General features: G+C 63.6%; 15 protein-coding genes. 2 read left to right on the top strand and 13 right to left on the bottom strand.

The window, feature by feature from the left end; genetic code table 11:
- Nucleotides 1-11 precede the first annotated feature (11 nt).
- The gene (locus HMPREF3036_RS08495) at nt 12-245 is read left to right on the top strand and encodes a DNA gyrase inhibitor YacG (protein WP_005436013.1); all 234 of its coding nucleotides are present in this window, start codon (nt 12-14) and stop codon (nt 243-245) included.
- A 96-nt stretch (nt 246-341) separates the two neighbouring features.
- Here the strand turns inward: HMPREF3036_RS08495 and HMPREF3036_RS08490 are convergent, their stop codons facing one another.
- From HMPREF3036_RS08490 to secA, 3 genes are all read right to left on the bottom strand, one after another.
- Nucleotides 342-1,022, bottom strand: coding sequence for an NUDIX domain-containing protein (locus HMPREF3036_RS08490; protein WP_005436011.1), 681 nt, complete (start codon nt 1,020-1,022; stop codon nt 342-344).
- Between the two features lie 80 nt (nt 1,023-1,102).
- On the bottom strand, nt 1,103-2,173 hold the full coding sequence (locus HMPREF3036_RS11945; RefSeq protein ID WP_005436009.1) for a hypothetical protein: 1,071 nt from the start codon (nt 2,171-2,173) through the stop codon (nt 1,103-1,105).
- 104 nt (nt 2,174-2,277) lie between these two features.
- A complete protein-coding gene (gene secA / locus HMPREF3036_RS08480; protein ID WP_005436007.1) occupies nt 2,278-4,974 on the bottom strand; it encodes a preprotein translocase subunit SecA in 2,697 nt (898 codons plus the stop codon).
- Nucleotides 4,975-5,232: 258 nt separating this feature from the next.
- Between secA and HMPREF3036_RS08475 the strand changes: the two genes are divergently transcribed.
- Nucleotides 5,233-6,372 carry a hypothetical protein gene (locus HMPREF3036_RS08475; protein ID WP_062333567.1) on the top strand — a complete coding sequence of 380 codons (1,140 nt, stop codon included), beginning with the start codon at nt 5,233-5,235 and terminating at the stop codon, nt 6,370-6,372.
- Here the strand turns inward: HMPREF3036_RS08475 and lpxC are convergent.
- The 10 genes from lpxC to mraY form a co-directional block, all read right to left on the bottom strand.
- Entirely contained in the window at nt 6,357-7,277 is a 921-nt protein-coding gene (gene lpxC / locus HMPREF3036_RS08470; RefSeq protein ID WP_005436004.1) for a UDP-3-O-acyl-N-acetylglucosamine deacetylase, read from the bottom strand. The two genes, HMPREF3036_RS08475 and lpxC, sit on opposite strands and share 16 nt — an antisense overlap.
- Before the next feature lie 82 nt (nt 7,278-7,359).
- Nucleotides 7,360-8,505, bottom strand: a complete 1,146-nt coding sequence (ftsZ, locus tag HMPREF3036_RS08465) for a cell division protein FtsZ (protein WP_005436000.1) — start codon at nt 8,503-8,505, stop codon at nt 7,360-7,362.
- A 92-nt stretch (nt 8,506-8,597) separates the two neighbouring features.
- Nucleotides 8,598-9,830, bottom strand: a complete 1,233-nt coding sequence (gene ftsA / locus HMPREF3036_RS08460; RefSeq protein ID WP_062333564.1) for a cell division protein FtsA — start codon at nt 9,828-9,830, stop codon at nt 8,598-8,600.
- Nucleotides 9,814-10,755, bottom strand: a complete 942-nt coding sequence (locus HMPREF3036_RS08455; RefSeq protein WP_005435993.1) for a cell division protein FtsQ/DivIB — start codon at nt 10,753-10,755, stop codon at nt 9,814-9,816. The genes ftsA and HMPREF3036_RS08455 overlap by 17 nt, the downstream gene beginning before the upstream one ends.
- 34 nt (nt 10,756-10,789) lie before the next feature.
- Nucleotides 10,790-11,722: a D-alanine--D-alanine ligase gene (locus HMPREF3036_RS08450; RefSeq protein ID WP_005435992.1), complete on the bottom strand. Its 933-nt coding sequence runs from the start codon at nt 11,720-11,722 to the stop codon at nt 10,790-10,792.
- Nucleotides 11,723-11,774: 52 nt separating this feature from the next.
- On the bottom strand, nt 11,775-13,175 hold the full coding sequence (murC, locus tag HMPREF3036_RS08445) for a UDP-N-acetylmuramate--L-alanine ligase (protein WP_005435991.1): 1,401 nt from the start codon (nt 13,173-13,175) through the stop codon (nt 11,775-11,777).
- A 48-nt stretch (nt 13,176-13,223) separates the two neighbouring features.
- Complete coding sequence (gene murG, locus HMPREF3036_RS08440) at nt 13,224-14,336, bottom strand: undecaprenyldiphospho-muramoylpentapeptide beta-N-acetylglucosaminyltransferase (RefSeq protein ID WP_005435990.1); 1,113 nt, start codon at nt 14,334-14,336, stop codon at nt 13,224-13,226.
- Nucleotides 14,333-15,538 (bottom strand): putative lipid II flippase FtsW, encoded by a 1,206-nt coding sequence (gene ftsW, locus HMPREF3036_RS08435; protein WP_005435989.1) that lies wholly within the window; start codon nt 15,536-15,538, stop codon nt 14,333-14,335. The genes murG and ftsW overlap by 4 nt, the downstream gene beginning before the upstream one ends.
- Entirely contained in the window at nt 15,532-16,974 is a 1,443-nt protein-coding gene (gene murD, locus HMPREF3036_RS08430; RefSeq protein WP_005435988.1) for a UDP-N-acetylmuramoyl-L-alanine--D-glutamate ligase, read from the bottom strand. The genes ftsW and murD overlap by 7 nt, the downstream gene beginning before the upstream one ends.
- A gap of 42 nt (nt 16,975-17,016) precedes the next feature.
- Nucleotides 17,017-18,171: a phospho-N-acetylmuramoyl-pentapeptide-transferase gene (mraY, locus tag HMPREF3036_RS08425; RefSeq protein WP_005435985.1), complete on the bottom strand. Its 1,155-nt coding sequence runs from the start codon at nt 18,169-18,171 to the stop codon at nt 17,017-17,019.
- Between the last annotated feature and the right edge of the window lie 26 nt (nt 18,172-18,197).

The raw sequence follows: 18,197 nt of genomic DNA, 5'->3' as shown, positions 1-18,197 counted from the left end.
CGAAAAACATCATGAAAGTCAAATGCCCCACCTGCGGCAAGGAGATCGAATACTCCTCCGCCAATCCCTGGCGTCCCTTCTGCTCGGAACGCTGCAAGCTCATTGACCTCGGCGAATGGGCCTCAGACGGCTATGTGATCGAAGGCGATCCCGGCTCCGCTGACCGCATGACGCCCGAAGAGCTTGAGAGCGTCGCCCGCTACACCGCCGAACGCGAGGAGCGCAAGGGCGGCAGACGTCGCTGAGAACGCCTCTTCCTGCAGGAACGCCCGCCGACAAAAAAGCCTGTTCAGCACTGAACAGGCTTTTTTTTCATTTTCGAAGCCTCGGAAGGCGAATCGTCAGGGCTTGACGCCGTGCGCACCACGGTCCTGCCAGAGACGCAGGTCGGAGGCGGGCACGTCTTCAACATAGGTCGGAAGACGAGGCTCGCCCTTCCAGAGCGTGGCCTCAAAGACCTCGGGCTTGACGATCACGAAGTCGAAGTCCATGGCGACGGCCTTCATCACGTCGTCAAGATTGCCGCAGCGGGCTCCGACGAAGCGATACTTGCGGTCGCGAACCACAGTGGCGTGAAGCGCGTTTTCGGAAAGCGTCAGCACGGCCGTGCTGTCCTCCCAGACATCGGGAAGATCGACTCGGTTGAGAATGTTCTGGTCGATCGGAAGAAGAACGCCCGGTGTGCGCTCGTTGGCCGCATAAAAGCCGAAGTCCTGTCCTTCCTTGGAAAGCGCCTCGCCGAAGAAGTCGCGCGAACGGCGGAAGTGAAGGCGCACGTGGGCATGCTCGTAGCGATGCTCCTTCACAAACCAGGGGAAGGAATCGGCCAGACGCACGCCAAGCTCCTCGTCGAGCTCGCGCACAAGCGCCTGATGCACCGTTTCGCCATCCTCAAGCTTGCCGCCGGGGAACTCCCAGTATCCAGCCCAGGGCTTGCCTTCGGGGCGGGAGGCGAGAAGCACTCGGCCGTCTTCGCGAATCAGCACGCCGACGGCAACATCCACAACCTTGTCTTCACTCACGATGCTTTTCCTTTATCTTTCTGACCGCCCCCCAAACGAGGCGCACAGAGAAAATCTTAACTCCTTCTCCAGACGTTTCGCTACACGCAAAATGTCGTAGAAAGATTGCCCCGAGCCATGAAAAGCGTGATGGCCGCCCTGCCTTCCTGCAGATTCGAAAGCTCCTGAGCCGACGCAAGCGACAGGGCGTCGGCGCACTCGCCCAGCCGCATGGCAAATCCCGAAGCCTCAAGTCCCGGAAGAGCGCTCTGCTCGAGCGCGGCCCGAAGCACAAGGGAGACCTCCCGAGGTGTTCCCGCTCCCCTCAGCCATCCGCCGACGCCCGCAAGGGCCGCGATCAGATGCTCCGCCTCCTCTTCGTCCCGCAGTCCCTCGAGCCGCACGCGGATGTTCCTCCCCAGCGCCCCCGCCCATGCCTCCGACACGCGTCCGACGGCGAGTTCAAGAGCTCTGGCAAGCATTTCCGCAGCAGGATCATCGATTGACGCCACAGGCCTTCGACCCGCCGCCGACACGACCATGACGACATCAGCGGCAGACAGCACGCCAACAGCCCTGAGCCACGCAAAGAGAGGACCGGCCGCTCTGTCGGCGATCCGCTGCAGGATCACCTCCCGCACAGGGACATCGGTCGCAAGCAGCAGGACGCGGTTTTCCGTCGGGACCGCACCGCCTGCCGAAAGTGCTCCGACCCTCATCACGCCGTCCTGCGTCATGAAGGGCATTTCGAATCCCGTCCACCCTTCCGGGAGCAGTGCCTCGCCCCCTGCTCTTTTCCAGGCTTCGGTGCATCGCTCGACAAGCCCTCCGACCGGCGTCAGCTCCCTGCGGGTTCCCTGAAGCAGGAGGGCGAGCGCATCCTCGGGAAGCTCCAGACGTCTGAGCGCCTCATGCCTGAACGCGCTCAACCCCGCATCAGAGAGACCGCCCGCGCCGAACATCGGATATCCCCTGCTCATCAGAATGCAGCCCGTCCGCGACCCCGACATCCTGCGCATCCTCAGAGCCTGCGCCGTGCCGTCCCCAAGCGCAGCCTGCGGAAGCGACAGAACCGTGCGCGCAGCCGCAGGAACAGCGGCCGCCGCAACGCCCCCATCAACGGAAAAGCCCAGTAGAAGGCCGGGGAGCGAAATTGATCGTTCATTCCTCATGTCCGAATCTCCAGCATTGACATTGGCGACCGCCAAGGAAAAGCCCGCCTTCACGAAACGCGAAGACGGGCTCTGAAAGTCATTCAGGACTATTCGTCAGCCTCTCAGGAGAGACGGCCGTGACAGTCCTTGAATCGGCGGCCGGAGCCGCACGGGCACGGATCATTGCGGCCGACATGCGCGAAGAGCGCGGGATCGAGCTCCTCCTTGGGCATGTTCTCGAGCGCGCTGCCTGTCGCCTCGGCGGGAGCAGGTTCCTCGACAGGCTGCTGCTGGGCGGGCTCTTCGGCGGGCTTCACGTTGATCTGAACCTGCATGAGCACGCGCACGAGGGTCTCGCGGATCTGGTCGAGCAGCTGCTCGAACATGTTGAAGGCCTCGCGCTTGTATTCCTGCTTGGGCTGCTTCTGAGCATAGCCGCGCAAGTAGATGCCCTGACGAAGGGCCTCAAGCGCGGAAATGTGCTGGCGCCACAGCTGGTCGAGAATCTGAAGGAGAAGGGAGCGGGCAAAACCCGTGAAGGCCTCGTGACCGACCATCTGCTCCTTCTCGACGTACTGGGCCTCGGCCTGCTTGAGAAGCGCCTCGAGCAGGTCGTCGTCCGTGAACTGGTCGTTCGAGTCAAGAAGCTGCTTGAAGTCGATCACAATGCCGAACTCGCCGGCAAGCTTCGTCTGAAGACCGTCGAGATCCCACTGCTCCTCAACGGTCTCGGCCGGCACATAGGCGCGGAAGAGGTCCGTAAAGAGGCCTTCGCGCAGGTTCTTGACGAGCTCGGAGATGTCCTCGCTCTCAAGGATCTGATTGCGCAGGCCGTAGATTTCGTGACGCTGGTCGTTCTGGACGTCGTCGAACTCAAGCAGCTGCTTGCGGATGTCGTAGTTGCGGCCTTCGACCTTGCGCTGGGCGGACTCGATCATGCGGGTGAGCATCTTGGACTCGATGGCCTCGCCTTCTTCAAGGCGGAGCTTATCGGCGATGGCACGCATGCGGTCGCCGCCGAAGATGCGCAGGAGCTGGTCTTCCATCGAGAGATAGAAGCAGGAGCTACCCGGGTCGCCCTGACGGCCTGCACGGCCGCGGAGCTGGTTGTCGATGCGGCGGGACTCGTGACGTTCGGAACCGATGATGCGCAGGCCGCCAGCCTCCACGACGATGTCGTGAAGCTTCTGCCATTCGGCCTTCACTTCGGCGATCTTCGCCTCGCGCTGCTCTTCAGTAAGCGTCTCGTCGGCACGAATGGCGTCGACAGCCTTGTTGATGCCGCCGCCGAGCACGATGTCGGTGCCTCGGCCGGCCATGTTCGTGGCGATCGTCACGACGCCGGGACGGCCTGCTTCGAGAACGATCTGGGCTTCCCTGTCATGCTGCTTGGCATTGAGCACGTTGTGCGGAATGCCTTCCTTCGTGAGCATGGAGGAGAGAAGCTCGGAGTTTTCGATCGAGGTCGTGCCGAGAAGTACCGGCTGACGGCGTTCGTAGCAGGCCTTCACGTCGTCGATGATCGCGCGGTACTTTTCGTTGACCGTGCGGTAGACCTTGTCCTGCTCGTCGATGCGGACCATCTTGCGATGCGTCGGCACGACGACCGTTTCAAGGCCGTAGATGTCTTGGAATTCGTAGGCTTCGGTGTCGGCCGTGCCGGTCATGCCGGAGAGCTTCCCGTACATGCGGAAGAAGTTCTGGAACGTGATCGACGCCATCGTCTGGTTTTCCTGCTGGATCTTCACGCCTTCCTTGGCCTCGACGGCCTGGTGAAGACCTTCGCTCCAGCGGCGGCCTGGCATCAGGCGGCCCGTGAACTCGTCGACGATGACGATCTCGCCGTTCTGCACGACGTAGTGCTGGTCGCGGTGGAAGAGCGTGTGCGCACGCAGGGCGGCGTTGAGGTGGTGCATCAGGATGATGTTCTTCGGCGCATAGAGCGACTCGCCCTGCTGCACGAGACCGCGCTCGGAGAGAATCTGCTCGAGATGCTCGTGACCGGCCTCGGAGAGGTAGACCTGATGGGCCTTCTCATCGACCCAATAGTCGCCCTCGCCCTTTTCCTCAGCCTGGCGGGTAAGGAGCGGCGGAATGTCGTTGACGGCACGATAGAGTTCCGTGTTGTCGTCGGCGGGGCCGGAGATGATGAGCGGCGTGCGGGCCTCGTCAATGAGAATCGAGTCCACTTCGTCGACGATCGCATAGTAGAGCGGACGCTGGCGGCGAGCGGCGACGTCGTACTCCATGTTGTCACGCAGGTAGTCGAAGCCGAATTCGTTGTTCGTGCCGTACGTGATGTCGGAGGCATAGGCGGCGCGCTTTTCCTCGTTGTTCTGATTCGAGAGGATCTTGCCGACCGAAAGACCGAGCCAGTTGTAGAGGCGGCCCATCCAGTCCGCGTCGCGGGAGGCAAGGTAATCGTTGACGGTCACGACGTGGCAGCCCTTGCCGGGAAGGGCGTTGAGGTACACGGCGAGCGTGGCGGTGAGTGTCTTGCCTTCGCCCGTGCGCATTTCAGCGATCTTGCCGTCGTTGAGAACCATTGCGCCGATGAGCTGCACGTCGAAGTGGCGCATGCCGAGCACGCGCACGGAGGCTTCACGAACCACGGCAAAAGCTTCGGGGAGGAGCTCGTCGGTCGTCGCGCCCTTGGCGATGCGGTCGCGGAATTCCTGCGTCTTGGCCTTCAACTCTTCGTCCGAGAGCGCCTGCATGGCGGGCTCGAGCTTGTTGATGGCATCGCACTTGCGGCGATATTGCTTGATCAGGCGGTCGTTGCGACTACCGAAGATTTTTGTCAGAAGTTCGTCAAACATTGTGTGTAACCAGAATGGATCTGAGGGCACGGACGGAACCATATGCGGCATGGCCGCGCCGCTCACGCCGGCGCTGTTCCGTGCTACCCTGTTTTCGGTTGCGCCGGAGCCTCCTCCCTGTTGGAAAGGCGTGCGTAGCGCCCCTCCGCAGGCCCCGACCTGCATAGCTGTTGGATTATCGCACAGAATTCCGCCACCTGATTTGTACCTACGGGCTATTCTGTAGGCGTTTTCCTTCTCTTACAACAAGGTCGCAATGTGACACAAGACTTCATCCGCCGAAGAATCGGACGACAGACGATCGACAGCTGCCTCGCCCGCGACGAGCTGCAGCCGCTGATGGCCTCCTACGCGCTTTCAAAGCGCGCAGGCGCAGTCGCAGCCCACGTGCTTCGCCCCTTCAGGATGAGCATCGACTTCACAGATCCCGCCTACTGCCGCGTCGAGGGGCACACGCTCGTGCTTCTGGCTGAAAGCGCCGTCCAACAAAACAGAATCAGACAGCTCACCCCCAGACTGGCCGCCGCCGCAGTAGCGGCGGGTCTTCCCGTCACCGCCGTCGACGCCCGCATCATTCCGAAGCGCCCCGCACCCCAGGCGGGCGTTCCTATTCCGCGGATCGAGCGCGCGCCGTCCGCAGTGGGTGCCGCCGCCATCTCGGGCATTCTTGACGACATCGAGGATCCCGCCCTCAAGGCCACGATGGAAAGACTTCGCAACGTGATCAAGCCCGGCGAGGAAAACCGCCGGCGTCTTCTCGAGGAGCGTCTCGGCAGGGAATCGATCGACCTGAGCACCGAGCGCATGCGCCTCACGACGCTCGTAGCGGACCTGACGCACGGCATCAACGCCGCGATCATCCCCACCGAGGAGGAGGCCAGAGACTATCCGAGACTTGAGGCCGAGCGCGAGCGAAAGCTTGAGCTTCTGGCCGAACAGAAGGACCGCAGGCTTGTCGCCGTGCACAGGCTCGAGCGAATCGACGCCAGACTCGACGCCATCAACCGCGCGCTTGAGCTTCTGCCCTCGGACGCGCAGGCCGCCGAGGCCGCTCTCGTCGCACCCGAAGACGAGGAAGCCCCTCAGGCGCCGCCCGCCGCACCGCGCGTTTCCGCCGCCGCGGCGGCCGCCATTGCGTCTCTCGCGCGCGAAACGCCGTCCCCGCGCATGCGCAAGGCCCTGATGAGCCACATTCCGACCCTCGCACCCGATGAGGCCCACTACCCCGAGGCCCTTCACGCCGACATCCGCAGGGAGGCCGAACGCCTTTCCATGCTAGAGAATCCGACGCCTGAAAACACGAAGCGCCTTGCGCAGCTTCTGGAAGCCGCCAAGGCGCTGTCGGAGCGTCCGCAGGACGCGCGTGCGATTGCAGAGGGACTTTACGGCCTTACCTGATCGGTCTTCTGCATCCAGAAGTCGACGGGGCAGTCCTCGGCCCTGTCGAACGTCGCCCACTCCCAGGCCGTCTCGTCTGCAAGAAGAGCGCGCAGGAGCTGGTTGTTGAGGCCGTGACCCGACTTGTGCGCAACGTAATGCGCAAGAAGCGGATGACCAAGCACGTAGAGGTCGCCCATTGCGTCCAGGATCTTGTGCTTGACGAACTCGTCGTTCTCGCGCAGTCCGCCCGGATTGAGAATGCGAAACTCGTCCATCACGATGGCGTTCTCGAGCGAGCCGCCCTGGGCGAGCCCCATGCGGCGAAGCATCTCCACATCCTGCACGAAACCGAATGTGCGGGCACGGGAGACCGCCTGCTCGTACGTGACGCGCGAGAAGTCGACGTCCGCCTTCTGCTCCGTGCGGTCGATCGCCGGATGACCGAAGGCGATGGTGAACGTGAGACGAAAGCCCTCGTGCGGCTCAAGCCTTGCGAGCTTGTCGCCTTCGCGAACCTCGACGGGCTTGAGCACCCGCACGAAGCGCTTGGGCGCGTCCTGCTCAACGATGCCCGCCTGATGAAGCAGGAAGACGAAGCTTGCACCCGAGCCGTCCATGATCGGAATCTCGGCGGAGTCAACCTCGACGATCACGTTGTCGATGCCGAGGCCGTTGAAGGCGCTCATCAGATGCTCGATGGTCGCCACGGCGGCCTTGCCGACGTTGACCGTCGTGGCCATGCGCGTGTCGTTCACGTTGAGGGGATGAGCGGGAATCTCGACGGCGGGACGAATGTCCACGCGCCTGTAGAGAATGCCCGTGTCGGGTTCCGCGGGGCGAAGCACGAGGTGCACCTTGCGGCCGCTGTGAAGCCCGATCCCGACGGTCTCGACGGACTGCCTGAGCGTGCGCTGCTTGAACATGAGTGATCTCCGTACGAAAACCGGCGCTTGACGCGCCGGCTTCCTTCTGGGTCCCCGAACGGGCCGTGCCCGACGGAGCGGCTTACTTCAGATAGGTCGGAATGACGAACTTGGACACGTCAACCGCGGCATCCCCCTGCTGAGCGGCGGGTTCGGGCGCAGGGGCCTCCAGCGTCTGGCCGAAGACCGGGGTCTGAAGGCCAGCGGGGGCTTCGGACGAGGCGTTGAAGACTGCGGGAGCCTGAACGCCCGAGCCGGGTTCGTTCGCATCGAGCGGACGGTCGAGGCCGGTCGCCACGAGGGTCACGCGGATCTCGTCGCCCATCTCCTCGGAGATGGCGGAGCCGAAGATCACGATGGCGCTCTTGTGGACGAAGGTGTTGAGCACCGCCATGGCCTCCTTGATTTCGGCAAGCGTGACCGACTCGTTGCCCGTGAAGTAGGCGAGCAGGCCGCGGGCGCCCTGGAGGTTCGCACCTTCGAGAAGCGGACAGGCGATAGCCTTTTCCGCAGCCACGCGGGCGCGGTCCGGACCGGAGGCGGACGCCAGGCCAATGATGGCCGTGCCGCGTTCGCTCATGACCGTCTTCAGGTCCTCGAAGTCGACGTTGATGGTGCCAGGCGTGTGGATGATTTCCGCAATGCCCACGCATGCCTTGTAGAGCACTTCGTTGCTCATTTCAAAGCATTCCTTCATCGTGGCGTTCGGGGGGCATTCGCTCTCGAGCTTCTCGTTGAGAATCACGATCATCGAGTCGACCTTGTCCTTGAGGTTCTCGATGCCCTTTTCCGCGCAACGCATGCGACGGCCGCCTTCGAAGCTGAAGGGCTTCGTGACGACGGCAACCGTGAGGATGCCCATTTCCTTGGCGATCTCGGCGATGACGGGAGCAGCGCCCGTGCCCGTGCCGCCGCCCATGCCGGCGGTGATGAAGAGCAGATGCGCGCCGCGGATGGCCTCGGCCACCTGCTCGCGCTTTTCCTGAGCTGCGGCCGCGCCGACTTCAGGCCTGGCGCCAGCGCCGAGGCCCGTGGAGCCGAGCTGGATGTTCACGTGCGCACGCGAACGAGACAGGGCCTGATGGTCCGTGTTCGCGGCGATAAATTCGATGCCCTTCGCACCATGCGTGATCATGTGCTCGACGGCATTGCCACCGCCGCCGCCCACGCCGATCACCTTGATGACGGTGTTCAGAGGATCAAGTTCCTGCAGGATCTCAAAAGGCATTTTCTACCCCAAAATGTCGAATTTTTTAATTATGGCGGACTTTTGGCTTTTCTGCTTGCCGGAGCCGCCTCGAACAGCTTCGGCAGGCGGGCTCAGTAGTCCCCGAAAAACACGGTTCTTATCCTTCCCGAAAGGTTCAGGAGAGACGGCGTTCTGTAGCTTCGGCTGTCGCCTGCGGCCCTCGTCTTGTCGGCCGCCATCAACAGGCCTGCGGCAACGCTGGCGTTCGGCCTCATGGAAAGAGCATTCTTCTCATCAAAGCAGAGCGGCGCACCAATGCGCACGGAAACTCCAAACACGTCTCGCGCAACTTCGTCGATGGCGCGAAGGTTCGCGCCTCCGCCCGTGATGATCACGGCATGGACCTTGTCGAGATGGCCCGCCTTCTCGATGACGTCGCGATAGATGCGGAAGAACTCCTTCGCGCGCTCGTACAGGGTCTGCACGATCAGGCTTCGCGAGCAGAGCGGCGTGCCGCGCACGTCCTCCAGCGAGGGGCGGACGCTTTCGCCCGGCAGCACGCCGTCCATGCTGCAGCTTCCGAAGCGGATCTTGAGCTCTTCGGCCTGGTCGAGCGACACGCCGAAGATCGTGCTCAGGTCGCGCGTGAAGAATTCCGACCCGAAGGGACGGACGGCCGTCAGAAGCGTCCTGTGCTCGTACACCAGCGTCATCGACGTCGTCTCTGCCCCCATGTCGAGGACGAGCGTGCCGTTGTAGCGGTCGCTTTCCGTACTCACCGCAAGCGCGGCGGCGATCGGATGAGGCTCATATCCCGCAAGTTCGATGCCGGAACGCAGCAGGCTGCGCTTCATGTTCTCGGCGTTCTTCACGGAGCCGTAAACGGCATGATAGTAGGCCGTCACCTTGTCGCCCACCAGACCGACCGGCGTCTGCGAAAACGTATCGCCGCACGAATAGCCCTGCGGGATCATCTTGATGAGCTGCTTGCCCTGACGCAAGCTGTGCTCGCGCGCATTGTTTTCCGCCGCCTCGACGTCCGCGGGCTTCACCTCATTGCCTCGCACGACGGCCGTGCCCAGGCAGTTCTCGCTCGTGAGCGAGGAGCCGCCGATGGCGACCCAGGCATTCGAAAGCTCGGGAAGATTGCCTGCGGAGCGCGCCTCGCGCACCGCCGCCTTGATGTCGTCGACGGCGGCATTGAGATCCGTCACGATGCCGTTTCGAACGCCGTGCGAATCCCTGAAGCTGTAGCCACAGATGCGGTAGAGCCCCTCGCCCTTGGGCGACGGGAGCGCAACGACGCACAGCACCTTGTGGGAGCCGATGTCGAGACCGACAAGATAATCATTCGGGTTGTTCATCGTGCTGTGCGCTCCCAGGCTCTTCGTCCGGGACATCCGTATCCGTTCTCTGTTCGGCTTCCCGCAGTTTTCGAATGGCTTCGCGGTCGGGAAGCGTGGCCGCAAACGCCCTGTCATAGCGCAGGTCGATGGAGGCGGGCGGTCCGTCCATCAGCTCGACGACCCTCGGGTAGGCCGCCGCCAGATCGGCAACCTTCGCCACGATGTTCGTGCCTGCGTCCTCCCTGCCGAGTTCCACGCGCGTTGCGGGAATGTCGCCCGAAGCCATCACGAGGCTCCAGCCGCCGCGATCGCTGCAGGCGACGTCCGTCACCGTCGCGCCGATGGAGCTCAACGCGCGGGAGAACTCCCTGTAGTATCGGGCGATCTGAGCGGTCTGTCCTGCAGGACCGTAGAAGTTGGGCAGCGGATCGGACGGGTTGTCGCGCTCGTCGGGATTGGCGGAAAAGAGCACGCCGTCTGGATCGACAAGACGACCGTCCTCATAGACCGCGAAGGCGCTGTAGGTTTCGACGGCAATGCGAAGGCCGTCGGGCCAGACTCTCCTCACCACGGCACGCTTCACCCAAGGCACCGTCTCGGCCGCCCTGCGGACCTCGTCGAGATCCTCGGTGAAGAAGTTGCCCCGAATGACGGGCTCCACCGCCTGCTTCACGCGCTCGACGGGCACGCGCGCAACATCCCCCTCGACCTCCAGAGTCGAGAAGTCGAAGACGGGCAGATGCATCACCGCATCGGCCGCACGGCCTGCGCCAAGCACAACGACGGCCGCCGCAGCCAGACCGCAGACCGTCTTCGTCCAGAAGCGCAGGCTTGCGCGGCGGGCCTCGCGGGCCTCCTCCTGCGCACGCGCCAGAGCACGCCGCTCGATCGCCTCTTCAGGCGTGACGGCCTCCGCGGGGTTTTCGGGACTCTCAGCCTTCATCCTGCGAAACTCCGTCTGTCATCCGCTCCCGCGCTCAGTCGCAGCGGGCGAGCGACAGAACCTTGAGGCACAGGTCGGCATAATCCATGCCGACCGCACGGGCCGCCATCGGCACGAGCGAATGAGGCGTCATGCCGGGCGACGTATTGATCTCGAGCAGCGCGAAGGAGCCGTCGGCGCGCTGCAGCGCGTCGATGCGGGACCAGCCGCGTGCGCCTACGGCGGCAAACGCACGTTCGCAGAGCGAGCCGAGCGTCGCGGCCGCTTCGTCTTCGAGCTTCGCGGGGCAGTCGTAGTGCACTGCGTCGCCGAAGTACTTGTTGTTGAAGTCGTAGTCGCCTTCAGGAGCGCGGATCTCAATCACGGGAAGCGCACGACCGTCAAGCACGGCGACCGTGAACTCCCTGCCGTGGATGTACTCCTCGACAAGCACCTCGTCGCCGCGGACGCCCGCAGCGTCCTCAAGCGCCTTCCTGAGGGCGGCGACGGTCGGCTCGGCGAGCTTGGTGACGCCGATCGAGGAACCGTCGTGAGCGGGCTTGACCACGAGACCCGTCGCGCCGAGACACGCAATGGCCTCTTCAAGCACGGCGTCGTCCGCCTTCGGATCAATCATGACGCCCTCGGGCACGGGAATACCCGCACTGCGCCACACGCGCTTCGTCAGATCCTTGTCGATGGCCATGGCGCTCGCCGTAACGCCCGGCCCCGTATACGGGATGCCGAGATAGTTGAGCACGCCCTGAATGGTGCCGTCCTCGCCGAGACGGCCGTGCAGCGCGATGAACGCGCGGTCGAAGCCACCCTTTTCAAGCGTCTCAAGGCTGTCCGTCTTCGGGTCGAACTTGAGGACGTCAACGCCCTTCGACACGAGCGCCTTGTGGACGCCTTCGCCGGACATCAGAGAGACCTCGCGCTCGGAGGAAACGCCGCCCATCAGCAGCACGACACGACCTAAGTTTTCCATCTTCACTAATCCTTTCCGTTCAATTCATTCGATTCAATTCAAAGTTCCCGCGTCACTTCGCGCCGTCGGCGATCGCAGGCGCGACCCTACCGATGGAGCCTGCGCCCATGGTGATGACGACGTCGCCGTCGCGCACCATGCCCGCGATCGCATCGGCCACGCCCTCGACGGGCACGACGACGGGTCGGTGGAAGCCCTTGGCGGCAATGGCTGCGGCAAGATGCTCGCTGTCCGCACCTTCGATCAGAGCTTCGCCCGCAGGGTAGACCTCGGCGAGCACGAGCCCGTCGATGTCCTCGAGCACGTCGACGAACTGCTCGAAGCAGTCGCGGGTGCGCGTGTAGCGATGCGGCTGGAAAGCGACGATGACGCGCTTTTCGGGCCAGACGCCGCGCACGGCGGCAAGCGTCGCCGCCATTTCATGGGGATGATGACCGTAGTCGTCGATGAGCTTGTAGTGGCCCGTCACACTTCCGTCGGCGGCACGCACGGGAATATCGCCGTATTGCGTGAAGCGGCGGCCCACGCCGCGGAATTCCGAGAGGCCACGAACAATGGCCTCGTCGGAGACGCCCACCACGGTGGCGATCGCCACGGCGGCCAGAGCATTCCTCACGTTGTGGATGCCTGGCAGGTTGAGTACGACGGGAAGCGGCGGATGATCGGGCCTCAGGATCGTGAAGGCCATCTGCGTGCCGACGGCGCGCACGTCGATCGCGCGCACCTGAGCGTCGGCCGACAGACCGTAGAGAATCACGGGCTTGGTCACGCGCGGACGAATCTCGAGCACATGCTCGTCATCGGCGCAGAGCACGGCTACGCCGTAAAACGGGAGCCTCTCGAGGAAGTCGACGAAGGCGGACTTCAGGTTCTCGAAGCTGTGGCCGTACGTGTCCATGTGATCTTCGTCGATGTTGGTGACGGCGGAAATCACGGGTGTGAGGTTGAGGAATGACGCGTCCGACTCATCCGCCTCGGCGACGAGGAATTCGCCCGTGCCGAGCCTGGCGTTCGCACCCGCGCTGTTGAGACGGCCGCCGATCACGAAGGTCGGATCAAGATCGCCTGCGGCGAGCAGCGACGCAGTGAGCGACGTGGTCGTAGTCTTTCCGTGGGCGCCCGCAATTGCGATTCCGCGGCGAAGACGCATCAGTTCGGCGAGCATCACGGCGCGCGGCACGACGGGAATGCCGAGCTCGCGGGCGGCGACGACCTCCGGGTTGTCCTCATGCACCGCCGACGAAATCACCACGGCGTCCGCGCCGCGGATGTGCTTTTTGTCGTGGCCACAGAAGACGCGCGCACCGAGCGACTGCAGGCGCTCGGTGACGGCGCTCTTCGAGAGGTCCGAGCCGCTCACGACGTAGCCGAGATTGAGCATCACCTCTGCGATGCCGCTCATGCCCGCACCGCCGATGCCGACGAAATGCAGATGGTTGACCAAAAACTTCACGCTTGAATCTCCTCAGAGGGCGGGAAAGGGATCCCGCCCGTCAATCCTTTACTTGGCGTCCTGCGCTCCCGTCCTGCGGGCGACGGTTTCGACGATGAGGTTCGCCACGGCCTCGGCGGCCTGCGGACGCGCCGTCGCACGGGCGTTCTTCGCAAGCTCAAGCAGATGGTCGCGGGTGAGCCCCGAGATGAGTTCGGCCATGCGCTCGACCGTAAACTCGGGCTGCGGCACCATGATCGCGGCATGACGCTCGACCATGTACTTCGCGTTGCCCGTCTGATGCGCCGTCGTCTTGGCGACGAACGGAACGAGAATGCTCGCCACGCCCGCCGCGCAAAGCTCGGAGACGCTCGTCGCGCCCGCGCGGCAGATCACCACGTCGCAGTCCTCGTATCGGGCCGCCATGTCGTTGATGAAGGGAACGACCTCGGCCTTGACGCCGAGCTTTTCATAGGCCTCGCGCACGGGCGCATCGCGGTCCTTGCCCGTCTGATGAACGATGATCGGACGCTGCTCCTGCGGAATGGCCGCAAAGACGGCGGGCATGTTGTCGTTGAAGACCTGGGCGCCGAGGCTGCCGCCGAAGATGAAGACGCGCAGCGGCCCCGTGCGGTTCGCCATGCGGTCCTGCGGGGGTGAGACGGCGACAATCTCCTCACGAACGGGGTTGCCCGTCGTGCGGCCCTTTTCCTTCGCAAACGTCCTCGCGCCGCCGGCAAAGCCGCAGGCGAGCGCGTCGCAGAAGGGAAGCAGCGTATTGGTGGACATCAGCAGGTCCGCATCGCAGTTCATCATCACGAGCGGAAGCTTCCTGCGGTGAGCGGCAAAGCCGAACGGCACGGCGACATAGCCGCCCGTCGAGAAGACGGCGTCGGGCTTTAGCTCATTGAGAAGCTTCATCGACGCGAAGAATGCGCCGATCAGCTTGAAGCCGCCCTTGATCGCGCCGAGCGGACCGCGGCCGCGCACGCCCTGAAAGTCGAGTGCGTGGAACGGAATGCCGTGGCGCTCCACGAGCCCGCGCTCCATGCCTGCGACCGTGCCGACCCAGGAGATCTTCCATCCCCTGCTTGCCATGACCTTCGCCACGGCAAGGCCGGGCATCACGTGACCGCCCGTACCGGCCGCAAGAATCACCAAATGTTTCGAATCCGTGCTCACACCTGACCTCCGCGCATCAGCATTCTGTTTTCCTTGTCAACGCGCAGCAGCAGGCCGATGGCGATGAGGCCCGAGAGCAAGGCGCTGCCCCCGAAGCTCACGAAGGGAAGCGTCAGACCCTTGGTCGGCAGTAGCCCCGAGGCCACGCCCACGTTAATGAAGACCTGCACGCCGAACCATACGCCGATGCCCTGCGCAAGAAGACCCTGAAAGAATCTTTCCAATTTGATCGACACGCGTCCGATCTCGAACGCATGCCTAATAAGCCAATAGTAAATGAAGAGAACGAGGCAGACGCCCACGAAGCCCGTCTCCTCGGCGATCACCGCCATGATGAAGTCGGTGTGCGCCTCGGGAAGGTAGTAGAGCTTCTCGACCGAGCCGCCGAGGCCCACGCCGAAGAGTTCTCCGCGTCCGAATGCGATCAGGGAGTGCGACAGCTGGTAAGCCTTGTCGAGCACGTGCTCGGGAGCCCAAGGATCCCAGTATGCAAAGATTCTGCCCAAGCGCCACGGCGTGTCGATGATCATCCAGAAGACGAAGCCCACGACGACCGAGATCACAAAAGTGAAGATTTTAAAGGAGAGGCCGCCTAAAAACAGCACGCCCATGATTTCGGCGACGATGACCACCATGGCCCCGAGGTCGGGCTGCTGAATGATGAGGGCCGCAATGGCCACCATGGCGAACGCCATCGGGATGAAGCCCTTCTGGAAGGAATGCATGTATTCCTGCCTCATCACGGCGAACCATGCAGCCATGATCAGAGCCGCGACCTTCATGATTTCCGAGACCTGTAGGTTCATCACGCCCAGACTGATCCAGCGCTTCGCGCCGTTGACGGTTTTGCCGACGCCCGGCAGCAGCACGCACACCAGCAGGATGAGCGCCCCGAAGAACACCCAGAGCGCGTAGCGCTGCCAGAAGCTCATCGGAATCTTCGTGACGATCCAGCCCGCGCAGACACCGACGACGATGCTCTGCAGATGCTTCATGACGAAGTAGAGCGCGTCGACGCCGTAACGGGAGTTGTCGGCGAAGACGGACGTGGCGGAGTACACCATGACGGTGCCGATGCCGAGCAGTGCGGCCACGCAGATGATCACCTCAAGGCTCGCGTTCGCACGCTCCTTGAGCGTCGCGACGGCGCGCCCCTGCGTCTGCCAGTCCTCCTTCTTCTTTTTCCGTCCGAAGCTCAGCACGCCTGCTCCTCGGCCGCAATCGCGCGGGCACAGGCAATGAATCGGGCGCTTCGCTCGGCATAGTCCCTGAACATGTCCCAGGAGGCGCAGGCGGGCGAGAGAAGAAGCACGTCTCCCTGCGCATGCCTTGCCCAGAGCCAGTACACGGCTTCCTCAAGCGTCGTCTGACGCGCCATGGGAATGCCCGTAGCGGAAAGCGCCTCCTCGATCAGGGGCGCGTCGCGCCCGATGAGGGCGACGGCGCCAGCCGTGCCTTTCAGGGCTTCGACCAGAGGCGAGAAATCCTGCCCCTTGCCGTCTCCGCCGAGAATGATGAGGATGCGGCGGCCCTGAGCTGCGAAGCCCTTAACGGCAGCGGCCACAGCGCCCACGTTGGTGCCCTTCGAGTCGTCGATGAAGGTAACGCCGTCACAATCGAGCACGCGCTCGACTCGATGCGGCTCGCCCCCGTACGCGGCAAGCGCGGCGAGCGCAGGTCCGACGGGCAGGCCTGCAGCCTCGATGAGGGCGAGCGCGGCAAGTGCGTTCATCGCGTTGTGGCGGCCGGCAATGAGAAGCGACTTTTCAGGGCAGAAGAGCGTGGGCTCAGACGCGCCCTCATCAAGCCTGGAAAGCCACAGCAGGCCGTCAGCCCCTCTGGCGAGGCCGTATTCGCCCGCCTTGACGGGCTCACCGCCGCCGAACGTGCGCACGGGACCTCCCTGTGCAAGACGGAGCGTCTCGGCGTCCTCGCGATTGACGACGCGAACGGTGTCCTGCTTGAAGATGCGCCCCTTCGCCTCGGCGTAGGCCTTCATGTCGCCGTGCCAATCAAGGTGGTCCTCGGTGACGTTCAGAACAGCTGCGGATACGCACTTGAGGCTCGACGTCGTGTCGAGCTGAAAGCTCGAGAGCTCAAGCACCCAGACCTCGGGCAGAACGCCTGCATCGAGCGCCTTGTCGAGCTCGGTCACGGCGTTGGGGCCGATGTTGCCCGCAGCCGTCGCACGACGGCCGCCCTCGGCGGCCATCTTCGTGACCAGCGTCGTCGTGGTCGTCTTGCCGTTCGTGCCGGTCACGCCGATTACGACGGGGCGGTAACCCGTGCGGGCCTCAAGGTCTGCGAGCGCTCTGGCGAAGAGTTCGATCTCGCCCACGACCTCAATGTCGCGGGCCCTGGCGCTCGCGACAAGCGGTGCAGCCGCACCGAAGCGGGTGGAAAGCCCGGGGGACATCACGACGAGCGAAACGCCGTCGAGGAGCGATTCGGGCAGGCCGCCCGTGCGGATTTCTGCATCGGGCATCTCGGCCCCGAGCCTTTGCGCACCGGCGGGCGCCTCGCGCGTGTCGGCCGCGCGGATTTTCCATCCGCGGCGACCGAGATGATGCGCACAGGCGAGCCCAGAGGCGCCGAGCCCAACGATGAGGGCGGTCTTCTTGTCAACTTCCTGCTTCATGATCAAACTGTCCTTTTCAAACCCCGCGGAACGCCCTGCCCGTCAGCGGATCTTGAGCGTCGAAAGGCCGATGAGCACGAGGATCATCGTGATGATCCAGAAGCGCGTGACGACCTGGGTCTCCTTCCAGCCCTTGAGCTCGAAGTGATGATGGACGGGAGCCATCAGGAAGATGCGCTTGCCGTGGGAGAGGCGGAAGTAGACCGTCTGAATCATGACGGAGAGCGTCTCCACGACGAAGATGCCGCCCATGACGGCGAGCACGAGTTCCTGACGGGTGATGACGGCCATGGTGCCGAGGCAGCCGCCGAGCGCCAGCGCGCCCACGTCGCCCATGAAGACCTGGGCGGGATGGGCGTTGTACCAGAGGAACGCGAGACCTGCGCCGAGCAGGCCCCCTGCGATCACGACGAGTTCGCCCGCCCCCGGAATGTAGGGAAAGATCAGATAGCCCGCATAGTCGGGACGTCCCACGACGTAGGCGAAGATGCCCAGCGCACCGCCCACCATGACGCTCGGAAGGATGGCAAGACCGTCGAGGCCGTCGGTGAGGTTCACGGCGTTGGAGCTGCCGACGATCACCACATACGTGAAGACCATGAAGCCCACCAGGCCGAGCGGAAGGGCGATGTCCTTGAAGCACGGGATGAGAAGGTGAAGGTTGCTCGAGATGTCGAGCGGGAAGCCAGCCTCGACCCAGCCCGCAATCGTCTCGGTGAGCGTTCCGCCCGCAGGAACGGAAAGCGCAAATACAAGGTAGAAGGCTGCGGCAAGGCCGATCACGGACTGCCACGAGAACTTCTCCCTCGCGCTCATGCCCTTGGGATTGTGGTGCACGACCTTGCGGTAGTCGTCGATCCAGCCGATGGAGCCGTAGCCGAGCGTCACGAAGAGCACGACCCAGATGAAGCGGTTGGAGAGATCGGCCCAGAGCAGAGTCGAAACCGTGATGGCGAAGAGAATGAGCGCGCCGCCCATCGTCGGCGTGCCGTCCTTGACGAGATGGGTCTTGGGCCCGTCGGTGCGCACGGCCTGTCCGAAATGCAGGTTCTTAAGGCGGGCGATCATCCAGGGACCGAGCGCAAACCCGATCCCCATGGAGGTGAGCGCGGCAAGCACCGCGCGCAGCGTCAGGTAGTTGAAGACGTTGAGGGCCGGGAAACCGTCGGCCAGAGAGCGGAAAAGTTCTAGAAGCATGTTGCAAAGCCTGAAGGCTCAGGCTC

The sequence above is a fragment of the Sutterella sp. KLE1602 genome, assembly GCF_001578585.1.
GTDB lineage: Bacteria > Pseudomonadota > Gammaproteobacteria > Burkholderiales > Burkholderiaceae_F > Sutterella > Sutterella wadsworthensis_A.
This window is presented reverse-complemented; position numbering and strand designations above follow the sequence as displayed.

Coding starts and splice junctions, on each gene's coding strand:
- HMPREF3036_RS08455 (WP_005435993.1), bottom strand. CDS start 10,755: ATGAAGGCTGAGAGTCCCGAAAACCCCGCGGAGGCCGTCACGCCTGAA.
- HMPREF3036_RS08450 (WP_005435992.1), bottom strand. CDS start 11,722: ATGGAAAACTTAGGTCGTGTCGTGCTGCTGATGGGCGGCGTTTCCTCC.
- murD (WP_005435988.1), bottom strand. CDS start 16,974: ATGAAGCAGGAAGTTGACAAGAAGACCGCCCTCATCGTTGGGCTCGGC.
- HMPREF3036_RS08495 (WP_005436013.1), top strand. CDS start 12: ATGAAAGTCAAATGCCCCACCTGCGGCAAGGAGATCGAATACTCCTCC.
- secA (WP_005436007.1), bottom strand. CDS start 4,974: ATGTTTGACGAACTTCTGACAAAAATCTTCGGTAGTCGCAACGACCGC.
- lpxC (WP_005436004.1), bottom strand. CDS start 7,277: ATGTTCAAGCAGCGCACGCTCAGGCAGTCCGTCGAGACCGTCGGGATC.
- mraY (WP_005435985.1), bottom strand. CDS start 18,171: ATGCTTCTAGAACTTTTCCGCTCTCTGGCCGACGGTTTCCCGGCCCTC.
- ftsZ (WP_005436000.1), bottom strand. CDS start 8,505: ATGCCTTTTGAGATCCTGCAGGAACTTGATCCTCTGAACACCGTCATC.
- ftsA (WP_062333564.1), bottom strand. CDS start 9,830: ATGAACAACCCGAATGATTATCTTGTCGGTCTCGACATCGGCTCCCAC.
- HMPREF3036_RS11945 (WP_005436009.1), bottom strand. CDS start 2,173: ATGAGGAATGAACGATCAATTTCGCTCCCCGGCCTTCTACTGGGCTTT.